Source organism: Comamonas sp. 26, assembly GCF_002754475.1.
Lineage (GTDB): Bacteria > Pseudomonadota > Gammaproteobacteria > Burkholderiales > Burkholderiaceae_C > Comamonas.
Map to the genome: position 1 here is coordinate 153192 of NZ_PEFL01000001.1, position 20527 is coordinate 173718.

Annotated in this window: 17 protein-coding genes; 8 read left to right on the plus strand and 9 right to left on the minus strand. The window is 61.9% G+C overall.

Translation table 11 applies throughout. The features are described from left to right. Positions 1-103: 103 nt before the first annotated feature. Positions 104-1282: an NO-inducible flavohemoprotein gene (gene hmpA / locus CLU84_RS00760; RefSeq protein ID WP_099735481.1), complete on the plus strand. Its 1179-nt coding sequence runs from the start codon at positions 104-106 to the stop codon at positions 1280-1282. A 245-nt stretch (positions 1283-1527) separates the two neighbouring features. On the opposite strand, the gene CLU84_RS00765 is transcribed toward hmpA, so the two are convergent. Then, on the minus strand, positions 1528-1773 hold the full coding sequence (locus tag CLU84_RS00765; protein ID WP_099737789.1) for a DUF3297 family protein: 246 nt from the start codon (positions 1771-1773) through the stop codon (positions 1528-1530). A gap of 153 nt (positions 1774-1926) precedes the next feature. On the opposite strand from CLU84_RS00765, the gene CLU84_RS00770 reads away from it, so the two are divergent. Further along, positions 1927-3252, plus strand: a complete 1326-nt coding sequence (locus tag CLU84_RS00770; RefSeq protein WP_099737790.1) for a DUF445 domain-containing protein — start codon at positions 1927-1929, stop codon at positions 3250-3252. Positions 3253-3357: 105 nt separating this feature from the next. Here the strand turns inward: CLU84_RS00770 and CLU84_RS00775 are convergent, their stop codons facing one another. The 3 genes from CLU84_RS00775 to CLU84_RS00785 form a co-directional block, all read right to left on the minus strand. Continuing rightward, positions 3358-3789 (minus strand): hypothetical protein, encoded by a 432-nt coding sequence (locus CLU84_RS00775; RefSeq protein WP_099735482.1) that lies wholly within the window; start codon positions 3787-3789, stop codon positions 3358-3360. A 101-nt stretch (positions 3790-3890) separates the two neighbouring features. After that, entirely contained in the window at positions 3891-4295 is a 405-nt protein-coding gene (locus CLU84_RS00780) for a carboxypeptidase regulatory-like domain-containing protein (RefSeq protein ID WP_099735483.1), read from the minus strand. A gap of 100 nt (positions 4296-4395) precedes the next feature. Next, positions 4396-5805 (minus strand): heavy metal sensor histidine kinase, encoded by a 1410-nt coding sequence (locus tag CLU84_RS00785; protein WP_099735484.1) that lies wholly within the window; start codon positions 5803-5805, stop codon positions 4396-4398. A gap of 75 nt (positions 5806-5880) precedes the next feature. Here CLU84_RS00785 and CLU84_RS00790 point away from each other — a divergent pair, with 75 nt between their 5' ends. After that, entirely contained in the window at positions 5881-6222 is a 342-nt protein-coding gene (locus tag CLU84_RS00790) for a DUF5713 family protein (protein WP_099735485.1), read from the plus strand. Positions 6223-6238: 16 nt separating this feature from the next. On the opposite strand, the gene CLU84_RS00795 is transcribed toward CLU84_RS00790, so the two are convergent. After that, on the minus strand, positions 6239-6928 hold the full coding sequence (locus CLU84_RS00795) for a heavy metal response regulator transcription factor (RefSeq protein ID WP_099735486.1): 690 nt from the start codon (positions 6926-6928) through the stop codon (positions 6239-6241). A 148-nt stretch (positions 6929-7076) separates the two neighbouring features. Here CLU84_RS00795 and CLU84_RS00800 point away from each other — a divergent pair, with 148 nt between their 5' ends. Genes CLU84_RS00800 through CLU84_RS00820 form a run of 5 tightly spaced genes read left to right on the plus strand, consistent with a single transcriptional unit; the run spans position 7077 to position 14681 of the window. Then, positions 7077-8348: a TolC family protein gene (locus CLU84_RS00800; RefSeq protein WP_099735487.1), complete on the plus strand. Its 1272-nt coding sequence runs from the start codon at positions 7077-7079 to the stop codon at positions 8346-8348. Between the two features lie 13 nt (positions 8349-8361). Next, a complete protein-coding gene (locus CLU84_RS00805; protein ID WP_099735488.1) occupies positions 8362-9735 on the plus strand; it encodes an efflux RND transporter periplasmic adaptor subunit in 1374 nt (457 codons plus the stop codon). Positions 9736-9749: 14 nt separating this feature from the next. Further along, a complete protein-coding gene (locus tag CLU84_RS00810; RefSeq protein WP_099735489.1) occupies positions 9750-12908 on the plus strand; it encodes an efflux RND transporter permease subunit in 3159 nt (1052 codons plus the stop codon). Positions 12909-12942: 34 nt separating this feature from the next. After that, positions 12943-14283, plus strand: a complete 1341-nt coding sequence (locus CLU84_RS00815; protein ID WP_099735490.1) for a D-serine ammonia-lyase — start codon at positions 12943-12945, stop codon at positions 14281-14283. Beyond that, the gene (locus CLU84_RS00820) at positions 14280-14681 is read left to right on the plus strand and encodes a hypothetical protein (RefSeq protein WP_099735491.1); all 402 of its coding nucleotides are present in this window, start codon (positions 14280-14282) and stop codon (positions 14679-14681) included. Before CLU84_RS00815 ends, CLU84_RS00820 begins: the two co-directional genes overlap by 4 nt. A gap of 4 nt (positions 14682-14685) precedes the next feature. Here the strand turns inward: CLU84_RS00820 and CLU84_RS00825 are convergent, their stop codons facing one another. The 4 genes from CLU84_RS00825 to CLU84_RS00840 all read right to left on the minus strand — a co-directional run bounded on the left by CLU84_RS00825 (position 14686) and on the right by CLU84_RS00840 (position 20517). Next, on the minus strand, positions 14686-16233 hold the full coding sequence (locus tag CLU84_RS00825; RefSeq protein ID WP_099735492.1) for an FAD-linked oxidase C-terminal domain-containing protein: 1548 nt from the start codon (positions 16231-16233) through the stop codon (positions 14686-14688). Positions 16234-16372: 139 nt separating this feature from the next. Further along, positions 16373-17491: an ABC transporter substrate-binding protein gene (locus CLU84_RS00830; RefSeq protein ID WP_099735493.1), complete on the minus strand. Its 1119-nt coding sequence runs from the start codon at positions 17489-17491 to the stop codon at positions 16373-16375. Positions 17492-17626: 135 nt separating this feature from the next. Next, positions 17627-19546 carry a UvrD-helicase domain-containing protein gene (locus tag CLU84_RS00835; RefSeq protein WP_099735494.1) on the minus strand — a complete coding sequence of 640 codons (1920 nt, stop codon included), beginning with the start codon at positions 19544-19546 and terminating at the stop codon, positions 17627-17629. A 68-nt stretch (positions 19547-19614) separates the two neighbouring features. Next, complete coding sequence (locus CLU84_RS00840) at positions 19615-20517, minus strand: LysR substrate-binding domain-containing protein (RefSeq protein WP_099735495.1); 903 nt, start codon at positions 20515-20517, stop codon at positions 19615-19617. Between the last annotated feature and the right edge of the window lie 10 nt (positions 20518-20527).

Here is a 20527-nt window from a genome sequence, read left to right on the forward strand (position 1 = left end):
GTTTTCGCAAGTCATTGTTTTGTAATGGTCTTTAAACTGGCATGCGGCTTGCGTTGAATTAATCAAACCTTGCAGCTGGCAAGGACCTCATCAGGAGATTTGCATGCTTACCGAACGTCAACGCGAGATTGTCAAAGCCACCGTACCACTGCTGGAAACCGGCGGCGAGGCGCTGACCACCCATTTCTACCAAATCATGCTGGCTGAGCACCCGGAAGTGCGCCCGCTGTTCAATCAGGCACACCAGCAAAGCGGTGCCCAGCCGCGCGCGCTGGCGAACAGCGTGCTGATGTACGCCAAGAACATTGACCGTCTGGAAAACCTGGGCAGCCTGCCTGCGCAAATCATCAACAAGCATGTGGCGCTGCAGGTGCAGGCCGAGCATTACCCGGTGGTGGGTGCCTGCCTGCTACGTGCCATTCGCGAGGTGCTGGGCGCCGAGATTGCGACGGATGAGGTGATTGCCGCCTGGGCCGCCGCCTATCAGCAACTGGCCGATATTTTGATTGGTGCAGAGCGCGCGGTGTACGAGCAGACTGCAGCGGCCGAAGGTGGCTGGCGCGGTGCGCGCGCCTTCAAGCTGGTGCAAAAACAGGCCGAATCTGCCGAAATCACCTCGTTTTATCTGGAGCCCGTGGATGGCGGTGCGGTCATCACCCACCAGCCCGGCCAGTACATCGGCCTGCGCGCGGTGGTGGATGGCGTGGAGCAGCGCCGCAACTACTCGCTGTCGGCGGCCAGCAATGGCAAGAGCTACCGCATCAGCGTCAAGCGCGAGGCGGGCGGCAAGGTCTCCAGCTATCTGCATGACAGCGTTCATGTGGGCGATACGCTGGAGTTGTTCCCCCCCGCAGGCCACTTCACGCTGCAAAGCAATGCCAAGCCACTGGTGCTGATCAGCGGCGGCGTGGGCATTACGCCCACCTTGCCCATGCTGCAGGCCGCTCTGCCCACGGGCCGCGAGATCACTTTCATCCACTGCGCACGTGATCGCGGTGTGCACGCCTTCCGCGAAAAAATTGATGCGCTGGCAGCGTCCCACAGCCAGCTCACGCGCCGCTATTGCTACGACGCCGCAGTGGCTGGCGACGAGGTGGATGCGCAAGGCCTGCTGAGCACCGAGCAGTTGGGTGAGTGGCTGCCAGAGTCGCGTGATGCAGACGTCTACTTCCTGGGTCCACGTGGCTTTATGCGCAGCGTCAAGCAATCGCTGAGCACTTTAGGCGTGCCTGATGCGCAGGTGCATTACGAGTTCTTTGGCCCGGCCGAGGCACTGGTCTGAGCGACTGATTGCTCATTAAAAAAGAGCTGCTAGCGGCTGGTATTGCTGGTTTTCAGTGCATAAAACATCTGAAACCCATATCAATCCAGCGCAAGCAGCTCTTTTTATTGAGGCAGCGACTTGGCTCATTGCGCTTTGAATTGGGCGATTACCCAATCAGAGACATCAAGCAAGGACCGCACCGCAGCAAGGATGTCGTCCCCCTCCCGAAGAGAGAGGGGGAAGGCGCGAAGCGCCTCAGGGGGTTAACGATAGTACGCCTCGACCGTACCCTTGATCTTGATCAGCAGAGGCTTGCCCTTGCGGTCGATGGCCTTGGCGTGAGGGATCTTGACCCAGCCTTCGCTGACGCAGTATTCCTCGACGTCGAAACGGTCGGTGCCGTTGAAGCGGATGCCGATGTCATGCTCGAACACGGCGGCCACATGGTGGGGGCTGCGGGGGTCGATGGACAGGTGGTCGGGCAGTTCTGGGCGGATGGCGTCGGTCATGATTTTTCGAAATTCAGGAAATACAAGGGGGCCATTTTCGGTGTATTTGCAAAAGCCTGCCTTGGACTGACGCAATTGTGTAAGACCGGCGACGACCGCTGATCGGGGCTGCCGGCATAGGCGAGCTGGCCTGACTCGCCTATGCTGGCGTTCATGCTGACTCAAGAACAACGTCTGTCATTGCAACACGCCAAGCGGTTGCCGCTGATTTTGCTGCTGCTGGTGACCGCTGGATTCATCGCTACGGCGCTGGCTGGCGCACGCTGGGGCATTGCCGGGCAGGCCGTGCCGCTGTGGCTGGTGTGTCTGCGCGCCATCTGCGAGGCCGCCATGGTGGGCGCGCTGGCCGACTGGTTTGCCGTCTCGGCCCTGTTTCGGCGCATACCGCTGCCGCTGGTGGGGCAGCACACGGCCATCATCCCGCGCAACAAAGATCGCATTGGCGAGAACCTGGCCGTGTTTGTGCGTGACAAATTTCTTGATGCGCCATCGCTGGTCGCGCTGATCGAGCGCCATAACCCCGCACAGGCGCTGGCCGACTGGCTGACGGCACCCACCAACCATCAGCTATTGGGCAAGCAGGTGGCGCGGCTGGCGCTGGCCGCGCTGGAAATGGTGCAGGACAAGCAGGTCGAGAAGTTTCTGACCCAGTCGTTCAAGGCCGTGATGGCGCATGTCGATCTGTCGCGCACGGCCGCTTCGCTGCTGTCCGGGCTTACGGCGGGCGGCCGCCATCAGGAGGTGCTGGACGATGTGCTGGCCCGCATCAGCCGCGTGCTGCAAAAAGAGCAGACCCATGTGCTGATTGCGCAGACCATTGTGGTCTGGCTCAAGCGCGAGCACCCGATCAAGGAAAAAATGCTGCCCACGGACTGGCTCAGCGACAAGGGTGCGGCCTTGATCGCCAGCGCGCTGGATAGCCTGCTGCAAGATGTGGCGCACAACCCTGACCACCGCCTGCGCGAGGCGTTTGATGGCTCGGTGCAGCGGCTGATTGAGGGGCTGCAAAATGATCCGGCCTATGCCGAGCGCGTGGAAAAGCTGCGCAACTATCTGCTGCATGACGAGAAGCTTGCCGCCTATCTGCGCGAGCTGTGGGCGGGCTGGCGCGCCCGTCTTGAGCGTGATCTGGCCGACGAAAACTCGGCCATGGCGCGGCGTGCCGCCGTGATGGGGCGCTGGCTGGGGCAGGCGCTGGCGCATGACGAGGCGCTGAGAGCCTCGATGAACGAGCGCCTGAAACGCTGGGCGACGACACTGGCACCCGATGTGTCGAAGTTTATCGGCCAGCATATTGCAGACACCGTCAAACGCTGGGATGCGGAGCAGCTCTCAGAGCTGATCGAGGCGCATATCGGCAAAGATTTGCAGTACATACGCATCAACGGCACGCTGGTGGGCGGGGCGATTGGGCTGCTGCTGTTCCTTTTTTCGCACGCCGGAATTTTGTGGCGCAGCGCGATGCAGTCTTTTGGGTGACTCAGTTTTTGATAGCTTCCAGCGCTTGTTAACCAAGGGCTTTATCTATTAATGCGCCTGAAACCCAATGAATAAAAGCGCTGAAAGCTATCTATAAAGTATTTTTTACTTCTGCTCTTCAGCTGGCTCTGGCGGCAGCAGCTGTTTGCCGATTTGCTGCCAGGCCTTGGCGGCGTCGTTCTGGCCTGCAAACAGGTGGCAGCTGGCGGCGGTCATGGCCAGGCGGCCGTTTTCGGGCTCCAGGTCAAAAGCCAGTTCGCACTGCGCGGCGGCGTTGGCCCACATGACCTGGGCATTGTTCGAGCCTTCTTTTTGGAGCGCATGGGCTTCGGCCATCCAGGCCTGAGCGAGGCGGAAAGCGGCTTCCGGCTCGTTCATGTCGGCCTTATGCGCCAGATAGAACTCTTTGCCAGCGGCTTGCCACAGGCCGCGGGCCTGCTCGAAGTCTTGCGTGGCAATCTTCTGGGCTTGCTGCACCAGTGCGTTGCCGGCCTGCAGGTGGGCCTGATAGTTGGATGCGTCTTGATCTTGGGACATGGCCGGTATTGTCCTCATTGAGTGGCCGTGCGGAGCGCGCCGAGGTCCATGTCCCCTGCGCTGCCTCGGGGCTTTGCCCGCGCCGGGCCGGTGATTTTTTGCTAGTAACGGAAGTCGAGCTGGCGGGGAGTTTTTCCGACCTGTACCGACTGAGTCTGGCTGCTGCCGCTCTTGGTGGTGGCCGTGATCTTGTAATTGCCAGCGGGCAGCTTGATCAGGCAGACCGGGCCTTCGGCCGTGAACTGGCTGTTGACCTGTTTAGAGCGAATATCGACGGCGACATTGGCCAAATAGGCACCGCTTTTTTCCGCAAACAGCAGCGCCAGCGGGTAGTTCTTCATTGCGGAACGCATGGCCGTGGATTCGTCTTCGCCGATGCCGCCGCAGCTGTAGCGCAGCGCACCGGCCTCTTGCATTTCGGGAATCTGACCTTGAGCCAGGGCGGGCAGGCTGAGCCAGGCGCTGGCGGCAAGGGCCAGGCAGGCAGTGTTTCGAAAACCAAGCATGGTGTTTTCTTTCAGAGATGCACAGGCAGGAGATATTGCGGCTTTGCCGCTCTGTCGTATGTCATCTCTGCTGGGTGCTGCTTGTGGGCGCCATGGGCGTTTACGCAGTGTTGCTGACGGTATCGGCCGGCTCGGGCTGTGAGATCTGATCTGCAAGCAAGCTCAGTCCGATGGTGGTGACAGTGAGGTCGGATCGCGCAAACGCCTGCCCGCCATGCATGCGTGCAATGGCGGACACAATCGCCAGCCCCAGCCCGTGGTTGCGGTCGGCCTGACTGCGGGCGGTGTCTGAGCGGTAAAAGCGGTCAAACAGCCGGGGCAGGTGCTCGGCGGTAATGGTTGGGCCGTGGTTTTGTACGCTCAGAGTGATGGTCTCCTGCGCTGTGTGCTGTGATGTGCTCTGAATCTGCACTTCAATGCAGCTGCCCGGCGTGGCGTAGCGCGTGGCATTACCCAGCAGGTTCGATAACGCGCGGCGCAGCAGACGGGCGTCGACCTGGGCCTGTGCATCGCCTTGCACGCGCACTCGCAGGCCAGCTTCTTGCAAGGCGGCCTCGTGATAGTCCACCACTTCGGCGGCCAGACTGGCGAGGCTGGCGACCTGAATGCGGTGCGCGCTCTCACCTCTATCGGCGTGGGACAGGAACAGCATGTCCGCCACGATACCGGCCATGCGCTGCAGGTCTTCGAGGTTGGAGGCCAGAATGTCGCGCAGCTCCTCCGCATCACGCGGCTTGCGCAGGGCCAGCTCGCAGCTGCTGATGAGCGTGGTCAGAGGAGTGTTGAGCTCATGGGCCACATCGGCGTTAAAAGCCTCCATCTGCCGGTAAGCCACGGCCAGCCGCTCCAGCAGGGCGTTGAACTGGTCGATCAGCGGGCGCAGCTCCTGCGGCTGGTCGGTGTCGTCCAGCCGTTTTTGCCAGTCGCGGCTCAGGTCTTGCGCGCCTAACTGCCGGGTTTGTTCAACCAGCGAATGCAGCGGCGCCAGCCCGCGCCGCACCAGCCAGGCGCTGGTAAGGGACACCAGCAGCGAGCTGCTCACGGCGGCCAGGCCCAGAATCCATGCCAGCTGGCGCAGCAGAGCATCGTCGGGGCGGCGGTCCAGCAGCAGCAGCACCTGCAGGGTTTGAGGCGACTGATTGGCAGCGCTGGCGGGCAGCTCCACACTAAAGCTGCGGCGTGTGCTGTGGCGGTCGTCCAGTGGGCGATTGAGCTTTTCAAAAAACAGCTGGCCGGACTGTTGCGTGACGCGTATAGACATGTCCTCATGCCCCGTCAGAAAGTCGGACAGCATGTGCTGCATGGCGCTTGCTGAATGGCTGTCCCGGCCTTGCTGGAGCAGGTGCGTCACGGTGGCCTGTTTTTGTTCCAGGCTTTCCTGCTGGCGCAGTGTCAACGCCAGCAGACTGCCCCAGTACACGGCCACGCAGACCAGACCCAGCCCCAGCATGGTCTGCAGAGCCAGAGAGCGCGACAGGCGTTTGCCCAGATGGGGAGTAGATGGGGTCATGGGTTTTCCTTGGGGATCAGGTTCTGCCACATAGCGCTGCTATGCTGCACCGGCCTTGTATTCAGGAGATATTTTGTGAGCTTGAGCAATTCAAAAATGGCGGGCTACCGCTTTTTGGCAGAAATGTATGACGATGCGTATTACCCCGGCGCACTGGTAAAAAAAGGAGCAGACATTCTGGTGGAGCTGTGCCAGCAGATTGAGGCGCAAAAGCCTGCCAGTCTGGAGCAGCTTTATGCGCTGACCCTGGTGGCGACCGAGCGCTTCAATGACTTGCAGCAAGAATTTGATGAGCAGGGTAGCGAGATTGAAACAGTGGCCCGAGGTTGCATTGGCACCGATTTTCTGGCGATTGCCCATGCCTATGGTTTTGACAATGCCGACAATGAAGCGCTGATCAGCGAGCGCGACTGGTAAGCGCTGTTTCGCCTTCTCACTCCTCTTTGCGCAGTTCCAGCACATAGCCCATGCCGCGCACGGTGTGCAGCAGAGGCAGCTCAAACGGCGCATCGAGCTTGAGGCGTAGGCGGCGCACGGCGACTTCGACCACATTGGTTTCGCTGTCAAAGTTCATGTCCCAGACCTGAGATGCCAGCTCGGTGCGCGACAGCACCTCGCCCTGTCTGCGCAGCAAAAGGCTCAGCAGATTGAACTCTTTGGCCGTCAGCTCCAGCCGCTGCCCGGCGCGGGTGGCGCGGTGGCGCAGCAAGTCCAGCTCCAGATCGGCCATGCGCAGCACCGTAGCTTCGGGCGTGGCTTGCGTCTGCAGACCCCGGCGCAGCAGCACATGGATGCGGGCTACCAGTTCAGAGAATGCAAAGGGCTTGACCAGATAGTCGTCCGCGCCGCCTTGCAGCCCTTTGACGCGGTCTTCCACCTGCGCGCGGGCCGTGAGCATGAGCACAGGCGTCTGCCGTGACTGGCGCAGCGCGGCGAGCACGGCCAGGCCATCAATGCCGGGCAGCATGCCATCCAGAATGATGAGGTCGTAGGGCTGCTCGGTTGCCAGATGCAGGCCGTCAATGCCGTTGTGGACGGTATCGACCACAAAGCCTTCTTCGCTCAGGCCTTTTTGCAGGTACTCGGCGAGCTTGGTTTCGTCTTCAATGACTAGAAGCTTCATGGCACAGATTGTCGAGCAAGTCGGTCGGCTCACTAAATGACAAATTTGTAATCTGCAGGACAGTGCTCTGTCGGTGCTGGCGCGCTAGATTCGCCCAGCCTGCAAAGGTCTGCCAACGGGAGGGCAGGCTTGCAGGAGGAGCATCACCATGACATTTATTACCAAGGCAGCTGCAGTGCTGCTGGGCGGCGGGCTGAGCCTGCTGGCGCCCTTGGGCTGGGCGCAGCAGGCATCAGCTACAGCACCAGTGATTGCCGCCACGCCCGTTCCCATGAGCTTGCAGACCGCGCTGGCACTGGCCATGGAGCACAACCCCAGCCTGCGCGCTGCTGCGCAGGCCGTGGCCGCCAGCGAAGGCGCGGTTCTTCAAAGCCGTGCGCGGCCCAACCCGGAGCTGGCCTATTCGCAAGAAGACACGCGGCGCGAAACCCGCAGCATGACGCTGCAGTGGAACCAGCCCATAGAAATCGGCGGCAAGCGCGCCGCCCGCATGAAGGCTGCCGAGCATGGCCGCGAGCTGGTGCAGGCCGAGCTGGATGCAGCCCGCGCCGGTCTGCGTGCCGATGTGCGCGCCGCCTTTGCCAAGGTGCTGGCCGGGCAGCAGCGTGTGCAGCTGCATGAAAAAACGCTGGAGATTGCCAGCAACGCCCTCGATGCCGCTGCCAAGCGCGTGCTGGCCGGCAAGATTGCCCCGCTGGAAGAAACCAAGGCCCGCGTGGCCGAGAGCAGTGCCCAGCTGGCGCTGGCGCAAGCCCAGTCTGGCATGCGTGTGGCACGCCAGCAGCTCGCCCTGCTGTGGGGCGCACAGCCCACATCCATGGGCCGCGCCGTGGGCGAGCTGGGTGATTTGCCCGCCTTGCCAGATAGCCGTTCCATGCTAGAAAAATTAGAGCATTCACCGCAGATGCTGCGGGCGCAGAAGGCCGTTTTGCAGGCAAAGTCTGTGGCCGAGCTGGAGCGCGCCAAGCGCCTACCTGATCCCACGGTAAGTCTGGGTATGAAGCGCGCGCAGGAAGTGGGGCGCAATCAGCTGGTGGTCGGCATTTCGGTGCCGTTGCCGATTCTGGACAGCAATCGTGGCAACCAGCTGCAGGCGCTGCGCCTGGCGGACAAGGCTGAAGACGAATTGCTGGCCATGCGCCAGCAGCTGAACGCGCAGCTGCAACAGCAACTGGAGCTGCTGCAAACCAGCCGGGCACAGGCGCAGCAGCTGGCGCAGCAGGTGTTGCCAGCGGCAGAGTCGGCCTACGAGGTCTCTGCCAAGGGCTTTGCGCTGGGCAAATTCAGCTACTTGGAAGTGCTGGACGCGCAGCGCACTCTGGCCGATGCGCGCAGCCTGTATCTGGAGCAGCTGGTCGCCACCCATCAGGCTGCCGCCGACATTACCCGACAGCTGGGCGATGTGCCCGGTCTTGAATAAATAGTCACCACCCATGAACGCACAACCCACCACATCGCGCCGCACGGCGATTGCCATTGCCGCCATTCTGGCGCTGGGCGCGGCCGCCGCTTTCTTCATTGTTCGCGGCACGGAACCTGCCGCTGCGGGCGCTGATAGCCACTCACACGCAGGCGAGAAAAAGTCGCCAGATGCACCTGCACAAGGTAAAGAGGGCGATCATGCCCACGGCAAAGAAGAAGCCCATGGCGAGCATGATGAGAAGAACGGCCACGGGGACGAAAAGCATGACCACAGTCATGAAAAGCCCGCTGCAGAAGCTGAGCACGACCACGATCATGACCACGCCAAAGAAAGCGGCGAAGCGCATGAAGAAGGCGTGCTCCAGCTCGATGCCGCTCGTGCCAAGGTGGCTGGTGTCACGCTGGCCCAGGCAGGTGCTGCCAGCATTGGCAACACGCTGCAATTGCCCGGTGAAATTCGCTTCAACGACGACAAGACTGCCCACGTCGTGCCGCGCGTAGCCGGTGTGGCCGAGAGCGTGGCCGCCAATCTGGGGCAGGTGGTGAAAAAGGGCCAGGTGCTGGCGACTTTGACCAGCCCCACAGTGTCCGAGCAGCGCAGCGAGTTGATGGCTTCGCAAAAGCGCCTCGCGCTGGCGCGCACCACCTATCAGCGTGAAAAGCAGCTGTGGCAGGAAAAAATATCGGCTGAGCAAGACTATCTGCAGGCCCAGCAGGCGCTGCGTGAAGCAGAAATTGCAGCGGCTAATGCCCAGCAAAAACTGGCGGCGATTGGCGCTGGTGTGGCCTCTGGCGGTGCGCTGAACCGCTTTGAGCTGCGTGCGCCGTTTGATGGCGTGGTGGTGGAAAAGCATTTGTCCGTGGGCGAAGCCGTGCAGGACAGCACGGCGGTGTTCACCATCTCTGACTTGCGCTCCGTCTGGGCCGAGATGAAGGTGGCTGCATCTGACCTGCCGTTTGTGCGCGTGGGCGAAAAGGCCACGGTGCATGCCACGGCCTTTGAATCCAAGGGCACGGGTACGGTAGCCTATGTGGGCGCGTTGATTGGGCAGGAAACACGCACGGCCCCCGCGCGCATCACGCTGGATAACCCAGACGGCATCTGGCGTCCGGGCCTGTTTGTGAACGTGGATTTGACGGCATCCAGCCAAAAGGCGGCGGTGACGGTGAACAGCGCGGCCATTCAGAAAATTGAGGGCGAAAAAACCGTGGTGTTTGTGCCGGTGCAAGGCGGCTTCAAGGCGCAAAGCGTGAAGCTGGGCAAGGCCGACAGCCGGAACACCGAGGTGCTGCAGGGCCTGAGCGCAGGCCAGAGCTATGTGGTGGGTGGCAGCTTTGTGCTGAAGTCTGAGCTGGGCAAAGCCAGTGCTGAACACGTTCATTGATAGGGTGATTCTTCATGTTTGAACGCATCATCCGTTTCGCCATTGCCCAGCGCTGGCTGGTCATGCTGGCCACCATCGCACTGATCGGCCTTGGCATCTACAACTACCAGCGCCTGCCCATTGATGCCGTGCCGGACATCACCAATGTGCAGGTGCAGATCAATACCTCGTCGCCCGGCTATTCGCCGCTGGAGACCGAGCAGCGCGTCACCTTCCCTATCGAGACCGCCATGGCGGGCCTGCCGCATCTGGAGCAGACGCGATCGCTGTCGCGCTATGGCTTGTCGCAGATCACCGTGGTCTTCAAGGACGGCACGGACATCTACTTTGCGCGCCAGCTGGTCAACGAGCGTTTGCAGCAGGCGCGTGATGCCCTGCCTGCGGGCGTGGCCCCGGCGCTGGGGCCTATTTCTACCGGTCTGGGTGAGATTTATCTGTGGACGGTGGAGGCCGATGACGGTGCCCAAAAGCCCGATGGATCGCCCTACACCCCTATGGATTTGCGCGAAATTCAGGACTGGGTCATCAAGCCCCAGCTGCGCAACGTGGCAGGGGTCACAGAGATCAACTCCATTGGAGGTTTTGCCAAGGAGTATCTGGTCGCACCGCAGCCGCAAAAGCTGGCAGCCTATGGCTTTACGCTGGCCGATATTGTCACGGCGCTGGAGCGCAACAACGCCAATGTGGGCGCAGGCTATATCGAGCGCCAGGGCGAGCAGTACCTGATTCGCGCACCGGGCCAGGTGCGTGGCATGGCCGATATTCGCGAGGTGATTGTGGGCACGGCTCAGGGTCAGCCCATTCGTGTGCGCGATCTGGCGGATGTGGAGCTGGGGCGCGAGCTGCGCACCGGCGCTGCGACGGACAACGGGCGCGAGGTGGTGCTGGGCACCGTCTTCATGCTGATTGGCGAGAACAGTCGTGCCGTGTCGCAGGCCGTGGATGCACGCATGCAGGAGATCAACAAAAGCCTGCCGCCCGGTGTGAAGGCGGTGACGGTGTACGACCGCACGCATCTGGTGGACAAAGCCATTGCCACCGTGAAGAAGAACCTGATCGAAGGCGCCGCGCTGGTGGTGGTCGTGCTGTTCTTGTTCCTCGGAAATCTGCGTGCGGCGCTGATTACGGCGCTGATTATTCCGTTGTCCATGCTGTTCACCTTCACGGGCATGGTGCAGATGCGCGTCAGCGCCAATTTGATGAGCTTGGGCGCGCTGGACTTCGGCATCATCATCGATGGTGCGGTGGTGATTGTGGAGAGCTGCGTGCGGCGTCTGGCGCACGCGCAGCAGGCTGCGGGCCGCTCGCTCACGCGCAGTGAGCGCTTTGAAGAAGTGTTTGCCGCCGCCAAAGAATCGCGTCGCCCCTTGCTGTTTGGGCAGCTCATCATCATGGTGGTGTACCTGCCCATTTTTGCGTTAACGGGCGTCGAAGGAAAGATGTTCCACCCGATGGCGCTGACGGTGGTGATTGCGCTGCTGGGGGCCATGCTGCTGTCCATCACCTTTATCCCCGCAGCGATTGCGCTGTTCATGGGCGACAAGGTTGCAGAGAAAGAAAACCGCCTGATGGTCTGGGCACGCAGTGCTTATGCGCCGGTGCTGGACAAGGTCATGCACGCACCTGCCGTGGTGCTGACGGCGGCAGCTGTGGTTGTCGCATTGAGCTTGTTGCTGGCGACGCGCATGGGGAGCGAATTTGCGCCCAATCTGAACGAGGGCGACTTTGCCGTGCAGGCGCTGCGCATACCGGGCACCAGCCTCACGCAGTCGGTAGAGATGCAGATGCAACTGGAGCGCACGCTGAAAAATGAGTTCCCCGAGATTGAACGTGTGTTTGCGCGCACCGGAACGGCCGAGATTGCGTCTGACCCCATGCCGCCCAATATCTCGGACGGCTACATCATGCTAAAGCCCCGCGATCAGTGGCCCGATCCAACGCGCACGCGTGATGATCTGCTGGCTGCCGTGCAAGAAGCGGTGGAGCAGATTCCTGGCAGCAATTATGAGTTTTCTCAGCCGATTCAGCTGCGCTTCAATGAGCTGATTTCGGGTGTGCGCAGCGATGTGGCCGTCAAGATTTTTGGCGATGATATGGCCCAGCTGGAGAAGTCCGCGCAAAGCGTGGCCGCCATGCTGCAGAAGATTCCCGGCGCATCTGAAGTAAAGGTGGAGCAGACCACGGGCCTGCCCATGCTCACGGTACAGATCGACCGGGAAAAAGCATCGCGCTACGGCCTGAACATGGGCGATGTGCAAGACGCCATCAGCACTGGCCTGGGCGGGCGTGAAGCGGGGACTGTGTTTGAGGGCGACCGCCGCTTTGCCATTCAGGTGCGCCTGCCTGAGGCGGTGCGCAGCGATATGGACGGCATTGGCCGCCTGCCGATTGCGCTGCCGCGCGGTGGCGATGGGCGACTTGGCTTTGTGCCGCTGTCATCCATTGCCACGGTTGAGCTGGCACCCGGCCCCAATCAGGTCAGCCGTGAGGATGGCAAGCGCCGCATCGTCGTCAGCGCCAATGTGCGCGGGCGTGATATCGGCTCGTTTGTGGCACAGGCCCAGCAAGAGCTGCAAGGCATTGTGCTGCCCGCCGGTTACTGGACACGCTGGGGCGGCTCCTTCGAGAACCTCGAATCCGCTCGCCAGCGCCTGATGATCGTGGTGCCTGTGGCGCTGGCGCTGGTTTTCACGCTGCTGTTCGCCATGTTCGGCAATGTGCGCGATGGTCTTATCGTCTTCACCGGCATTCCGTTTGCATTGACGGGCGGTATCGCCGCGCTGTGGCTGCGGGGCATTCCGCTGTCGATTTCGGCGGCTATTGGTTTTATCGCACTGTGCGGCGTGGCCGTTCTCAACGGGCTGGTGATGATCTCGTACATCCGCTCTCTGCGTGAGCAGGGCATGGGTGTGGAGCAGGCCGTGACCGAAGGCGCTTTGACCCGCCTGCGCCCGGTGCTGATGACGGCGCTGGTCGCATCGCTGGGCTTTGTGCCCATGGCGATTGCGACAGGCACCGGAGCCGAGGTGCAAAGGCCGCTGGCCACGGTGGTGATTGGGGGCATTATTTCGTCCACCATCCTGACGCTGCTGGTGCTGCCGCTGCTGTATCGACTGGTTTATGGCGACAAGTTGCCAAAAGCCGGTGCAGCAACAATTTTGAAGGAAGAGTGAGCACTTAACATACGGGTTTTGAGAGAGCCTCGTCATGCATCCATCCTCCGCCCCCACCGATCTGCAAGCCAGCATCATTGAATCCTTGCAGAGCGCCAAGCCCACGCTGTGGGCCGGGCGGGGGGCGAAGGAGCAATCCACCCACGACATTAGCCCGCAGCAAGTGCAGCAGGCTGTGCAGCGCTTTGAGCGTTTTGCACCCCTGTTGATGAAGCTGTTCCCTGAGTTGACGGCCTCCGCTGGCCGTATCGAGTCGCCCTTGCTGCAAGTGCCGCAGATGCAGCAGGCACTGCAATTGCCGCAAGAGGCGGGTCAGCTGTGGCTTAAGGCCGATCACAGCCTGCCAGTGGCAGGTTCTGTCAAGGCGCGTGGCGGTGTGCATGAGGTGCTGGAATACGCCGAAAACATCGCCCTGCAGCATGGCCTGCTGGCCGATGGCGACTATCTGCAACTGGCCTCGGATGCCGCGCGTGCCGTGTTTGCCCAGTACCAGGTGGCGGTGGGTTCTACCGGCAATCTGGGCCTGTCGATTGGCGTTATGGCTTCGGCGCTGGGCTTCAAGGCAGCGGTACATATGTCTGCTGACGCCAAGGAGTGGAAAAAGCAGCGCCTGCGCGCCCGTGGCGTGCAGGTGGTGGAGCATACGGGTGACTACGCCATGGCCGTGGCCGCTGGCCGCGCGCTGGCCGAGCAAGACCCGCATTGCCATTTTGTGGATGATGAACATTCTCTGTCGCTGCTGCTGGGCTATGCCGCCGCTGCTCCGCATCTGGTAGCGCAGATCGCAGAAAGCAAGCGCGTTGTAGACGAAAAACACCCTTTGTTTGTCTATATCCCCTGCGGTGTGGGCGGTGCGCCGGGCGGCGTGGCGCTGGGTTTGCAGCAAGCCTTTGGTCCGCATGTGCACTGTTTTTTTGCAGAACCCGTGCAGTCGCCTTGCTTCATCGTCGAGATGCTGGCTGGCGCGGCAGCGCTGCCGCAGTTAGAGGCACATCCTTCGGTGTATGAGCTGGGCCTGAACAACCAGACCGAGGCCGATGGTCTGGCTGTGCCGCGCGCATCTGAGCTGGCGGCTGATGTGGTGCGCGGCTTTCTGGGCGGCGTATTGACGGTGGAAGATGAAACCTTGTTTCGCCACCTCTACCTGCTGAAGAACAGCGAAGGCCTGAGCATCGAGCCATCGGCTGCTGCAGGCTTCAGCGGCCCGCGTGAGTTGCTGCAAAGCGCTGCCGGGCAGGACTATCTGCAGCGCCAGAACCTGCTGGCGTATCTGCCCAACGCCACGCATATCGTCTGGACCACAGGCGGCCTGTTTGTGCCCGATGAGGAATACGCCAAGTTTTTGCAGCGCGGTGCCGTGCTGATGTCTGCATGAGCGTTAACAATCACGGTCTGCCGTCTCGCGTACCGGCGATTGCAGAAATTGGTCGCCTGCTGGGCGACCCTGCCGTGGCCGATACCGACAAGTACGCAGCCCTGCAATTGCTGGTGCAAGACCACGCCGATCTGGATGAGGTGGAGGCGCAGTCTGCGCTCTGGGCTATTGCACAGCTGGGTGCAGGGCATGAACAGGCCGAACAAGCCCGAAAGGCCTTGCTGACCTGTGCGCCGCAGTGGCTGCAAATGCGTGATACCGCTCTGCCGTTCATGGACTGCTATCAGGCCTTGTTTGGGCCGCAAAAGGCCGATGAAGCCAGCGCCGTTTTTGCACAGCTGGAAATGCAGGCCTTGCAGGATGCCGAGCTGGCAGAGCGACTGGCGCAACTGCGTTGAAGGCTTAAAACCGCGGTAGATCGGGGTGGGCAATCTGCCCGCCGCGCACCAGCATTTTTCCGTATTCGGCGCAGCGGTTGAGCGTGGGAATTACCTTGCCAGGGTTGAGCAGGGCTTGCGGGTCAAATGCCGCCTTGAGGGCGAACATCTGGGCATTTTCAGCCGTGGTGAACTGGGTGCACATGCTGTTGAGCTTTTCCACGCCCACACCATGTTCGCCCGTCACCGTGCCGCCCATGGCCACGCTGGTTTCCAGAATGTCGGCACCAAACAGCTCGCAGCGGTGCAGCTCGTCGGGGTTGTTGGCATCAAACAGAATCAGCGGGTGCAGATTGCCGTCACCGGCGTGAAAGACGTTGGCGCAGCGCAGCTGGTACTTCTTTTCCATCTCCTGAATGGCTAGCAGGATGTCGGCCAGGCGCTTGCGTGGAATGGTGGAGTCCATGCACATGTAATCGGGGCTGATGCGGCCGCTGGCGGGGAAGGCGTTCTTGCGCCCACTCCAGAAGCGCAGGCGCTCTTCTTCGCTTTCGCTCACGGTGATGGCTGTGGCACCGGCGTTGCGCAGCACCTCGCTCATGCGGGCGATCTCTTCTTCTACTTCCTCGGGCGTGCCGTCGCTCTCACACAAGAGAATCGCCTCTGCCGTGAGGTCGTAACCGGCGCGCACAAAGTCTTCCACGGCGGCCGTCATGGGCTTGTCCATCATCTCCAGCCCTGCGGGAATGATGCCGGCGGCAATCACGGCGGCTACGGCCGCGCCGGCTTTGCGCACATCGTCAAAACTGGCCATGATGCAGCGCGCCAGTTGGGGCTTGGGGATGAGCTTGACGGTGACTTCGGTGACCACGGCCAGCATGCCTTCGCTACCGATCATGATGGCCAGCAAGTCCATGCCCGGCGTATCCAGCGCGTCTGAGCCGAATTCGACCGGCTCGCCTTCAATGGTGAAGCCTTTGACTTTGAGCACGTTGTGCACCGTCAGCCCGTATTTCAGGCAGTGCACCCCGCCGGAGTTTTCAGCCACGTTGCCGCCAATCGTGCAGGCAATCTGGCTGCTGGGATCGGGGGCGTAATACAGGCCGTAGGGCGCAGCGGCTTCGCTGATGGCCAGATTGCGCACGCCGCATTGCACCAGCGCCGTGCGGCTATAGGCATCGACGTTCAGAATTTTGTTGAACTTGGCCAGTGACAGCGTCACGCCCATGGGGTGGGGCATGGCACCGCCCGATAAGCCCGTGCCCGCACCGCGTGCAATGACCGGCGCGCCAACGGCGTGGCAGGCCTTAAGCACGGCCTGCACCTGTGCATAAGTCTCGGGCAGGCAGACCAGCAGTGGGCGCTGGCGGTAGGCGGTCAGGCCATCGCACTCATAGGGCGTGGTGTCTTCGCTCTGGTAGAGCAGGGCATGTGCTGGCACATGTGGGCGCAGAGCGGCCAGCACCTCGGCCTGGCGCCGGGCGCGCTCAGACAGTTCTGGCTGGCGGTGCGCGGCGTTGGCGGCATCGCTAGAGGTTGCGACAAGATCGGTGAAGGTGCTGGCGGGCGTCATGCCTGCAAATGTAGGGGATGAGCCCGCACAGCGGTGTGAGCTTTATTGCAAAGCTGATTGAAATGCGCAGTGCATAAGGCTGATGTTTGCTATTTAAATGATAGCTATCAGCGTTTTATTGATAAGCGCTGAAGGCCTTTTATTCTCTGAATTGACCGCCGGAGTCAATCATGGTCAGCCCCACATAGCTGGAGCCTGTGCGCGGTGCGGCAAAGCGCAGGCTCATGGCACCGTAGCGAATTTCACCCATGGCATCGAGTGCGGTGGTCAGCGCTGCGCGACTGGCGGCAGGACTGGCTTTGCGCAGACCATCGAGCAGGGTACGGGTGTTGAGAAAAACCTCCAGCCCCAGATAGGACGCAGGCGGCATGCCGCTGTGGCTGACGAGTTGCTGGTAATCCTTGACCGCAGGCACCGCGCCCTTCCACGGGCTGGGCACCAGCGTGGTAAAGGCAATGCCGCGTGTGTACGGCCCCAGTCCCTGCACCACGGCGCGGTTGGCCTGTGCAGCCAGGTTGTAGAACGGGGCGGTGATGTGGGCCTGCCTTGCCATGGTGATGAGGCCGATGGTGGCAGGGGTGCCAGCCAGCACGATGACGCCTTGCAGATCGGGCTGGGCAGCCAGTTGCTTGGCCAGGTCTGGGGTATTGGCGCCTGATGGCTCCACAGCCAGGGTGGTGATTGGTTTCAAGCCCTTGGCGGTGAAGGCGGTCATTGCGATCTGCAGGCCGTCTTTGCCGAAGCCATCATTTTGATAAACGATGACAACACGTTGCAGACCAAGGGTCTGCATTTGCTGCAGCATGGCGGAGATTTCAGCCTGCGTGGTGGCGCGCAGCGGGTAGGCGTGGCGGCCCGGCTGCTGGCGCATAGTGCCTGCACCGGCAATCACGCCTACCAGCGGGGTCTGGCCCTGCTGCACTTCGGGCTGCATGGCGGTGCAGCTGGCTGTGCCCCAGCAGTTGAGCAGGGCGACAGAGCCCTCCTGAAGCAGCTGGCGTGCATTGCTGGCGGCGCGCTGCGGGTCATAGCCATCGTCCAGCACCTTGAGGGCCAGTTGCCGTCCGCTCAGGCCACCTTGTTTGTTGAGTGCATCAATCTGGGCTTGCATGATGGCCAGCCCTTCCTTGCCGGCCTCGGCCTGCGCTCCGGAGAGAGGCAGGCTGGTGCCGATGGTGATGCTGCTTTCCTGTGCATGTAGCGACAGGGTGGTGGTGGCGGCGGCCAGAAGCCAGGCGCTGCGCAATAGGGATTGCATATCTCTCCTCCTCGTTGTTATCAGCCCATGGTGGTTGGGTGGCAACAGGTGAGGGAGAGGGCAACCGTGGCTATGTCGGCTGGGGGCGACGTTATGCTGTTTTGACCCGCGTATGGCTTGGTCATTTGACCGGGGTCAGCGTCTTTCCAGCATCCACAGGCGTTTGCTGGCGCGGGTCATGGCAACGTAGAGCATGTTGCGCTCTGGGTCGCTCGCATTGGGCGAGAGGTGCCTGATATCGACAAAAGGCACAGCGACGAATTCATATTCATGGCCTTTGCTGCGCTCCACCGTGAGCAGTTGCAGGCTTGGCTTTTCCTGGCGCTGATGCTGCGCGATGCTCGACTGAACCATGAGGCTGAGACGGCCCAGAAATTCATCGACGGAAAGACCAGCGCAGATGCGTGACAGCGCTTTCAGGCTGGCCAGGCACTGGCGCAGTTCGCCCTGACTGATGGGGGCCTGAGCGAAGAACTGCTGCATCAGAGGGTGCTGGCACAGCCGCCCTGCATCGGCGCATTGGTCGGCGGGCAGGGCTAGCAGTCGGGCAGCAGGCGAGTCTGATGCGATGTGAGCGGCAAAGAAGCGGCGCATGGCGGCTTGCTGCCCCATGAGTTCGGCGGCAATGCGCAGCGTGTCGGATTCAGGAGGAGCATCCCCCAGTGCGCCCATGTCGAACAGGCCGTTGGCCAGCAGGTCCCGGTCGGGTGAGGTGGCATGGCGCACGTAGCGCATCAGGCCTTCGGCTGCGCTGTTCAAAATACCTTGTGAGAGCAGCGCGCTGCCACTGCAGCCTTTCATGGCCCACAGCATGGCCAGCACCAGGGCGATTTCGCGGCGCTGGTAGAAGCGCTGCATGCCCTTGCAGGCGTAGTGCACGCCTTCATGGGCGAACAGCCATTCGAGCGGTACCGAATCTTCGGGCGAGCGCAGGATGATTCGCAGCAGGGCGGGCGCCTCGTGCGGCTTGCGGGGCAGGCGGGCCACCGTGGCATGAATATCCAGTAGCTGTCGCGCACAGTCCTCATCATCGCCGTGGCGATGCTCGAACCATGCGGCAGCGTTGCGGTAATGGGCTTCGAACCCCACGCTGAAGAATCGGTTCAGCTGCTGGCAGATGGCGGGGCCGAAGCGATAGGTGGTGTTGAGCGTGGTCTGGGCCGTGCCGACGGGTAGCTCTTGCAGTATGCGCTGGGCACCGTCTCCAAAGACGGAGGATGCACCCGGTAGGATGTGCTGGTTGAAATCGCCCACACCGATGAAGCCGCCGTTGCCACGCGCCAGGTGGCGCAGCACCAGCAGTGCGGCTTCGTCCAGGTCTTGCAGCTCGTCGAATAGCACTGCGTCGAAGCGGCCCTGCAGTGGCGCGAAGCAGGCATTGAAGTCCAGTGTGGCCAGTTGGCAGGCCAGCGCATAGGTGCAGTCGCCGGGTGCGTAGAACTGTGGCTCCCGGGTGGGGCCAGCGCGCAGCCGCTCATAGCTGCGCAATAGCCGGTACAGGCCGTAGTCCAGTGCGTTGTCGCGGCAATAGGCCAGCGCGCCAAGGCCGCTGTCCTCGATGCTGAGCTCCAGCATGCGCTGCTTGGCCTGGGCCTCGAAGGCGAGGAAGGCGCTGATGTCCAGTGGGCGGGCGAAGTAGTCCGCCAGCTCGGGTATGTCGATCTCCGCGTGCCGCTCAACCTCTTGAGACAGTGCTCCCTGCGCCTGCGCGATGAGCAGGTTCTTCTCTAGGTCGGAGGAAAGAGTGGGGACAGGGTCGCCTTGCTCTGTGAGCATCTGTGCGCACAACTGCTCCAGTGTGAGCAGATGCAGGTCTTCGAGCCGCACGGCGGTGAACCGGGTCAGCCGCTCCTGAATGGCCTTGATGCCGGCTTCCGAGTAGGCCAGCATCAGCACGTTGCGCGCACCCTTGGTGTGGATCAGATCGGCGGCCTTGATGGCCAGCGTGGTTGTTTTGCCCGTGCCGGCCAGGGCGCGGATGAGCAAAGAGGGCGCTTCGCTGTTGAGTGCCTGGTTCTGGTCAATGCCGGGGTAATGCCTGGGCTGAAGGTTCATGCAGTGGGTACTCCATCTTCGTTATCCATGGCGCAGCCCATGCCGTGGGGCGCTTTCCGGAGCAGTCGTCAGCTCATGGCCTTGCGCAGCCACTCGGCAAAGGCCGAGCATTCCCAGCGGTCCATGATGCCGGTCTTCCAGCACAGGTAGTGGGCGTGCGGGCTGTGGGCATCGGTGTCGAACAGGCGCACCAGCGTGCCGTTCTCCAGCCAGGGCGCGCCCAGTTTGTGGCGCACCAGTGCAATGCCCATGCTGGCGGATGCGGCGTCGCACATCAGGCCAATGTCGTTGAACTGCGAGCCTTCGTTGGGCTCGGCCATGTCGAGGCCAGTGGCCGCAAACCAGGTTCGCCAGGGCTCCAGAGGGCTGCGCAGCAGCGGCATGCCTTCAAGGTCTTCGGGCCGCTCGAACGGGCCATGTTCCCGGATGAAGCTGGGCGATGCCAGGGGCGTGATAGTGTCGCGGGCCAACTCGATATGCTCCACATCGGCATAGTGACCGGCACCAAAACGCACCATCAGGTCGGCATCTTCACCAATGACGTCCAGCAGCGGAATCGAGACTTGCAGCGCAATGTCGATTTCCGGGTAGGCCTCGGTGAACTGGCGCAGGCGCGGAATTAGAATCACGCGCGCAAAAGTGGGGGTGACGGCCAGTTTCAGGCGTCTGCGTCCCGGGGATGCGGCTGCGCCGGGAAAGCGCTGCAGTGCGCCCAGACCTTCGCGGACATGGGCCAGATAGGCGATGCCGTCTGTGGTCAGCGAAAAATCCGCCCGACCAAATAGACGCGCGCCCAGCATCTGCTCCAGCTGCTTGACGCGGTGGCTGACGGCGCTGGGCGTCACGCACAGCTCCTCTGCCGTTTGCGTGACAGAACGCAGCCGCGCCAGGGCCTCAAAAGTAAGCAGGCACTGGATCGGCGGGATGCGCCGGGCGGTGATGCTGTTTAAGGCGCTGGGGCTGCGGGTCATGCAAAAAGTC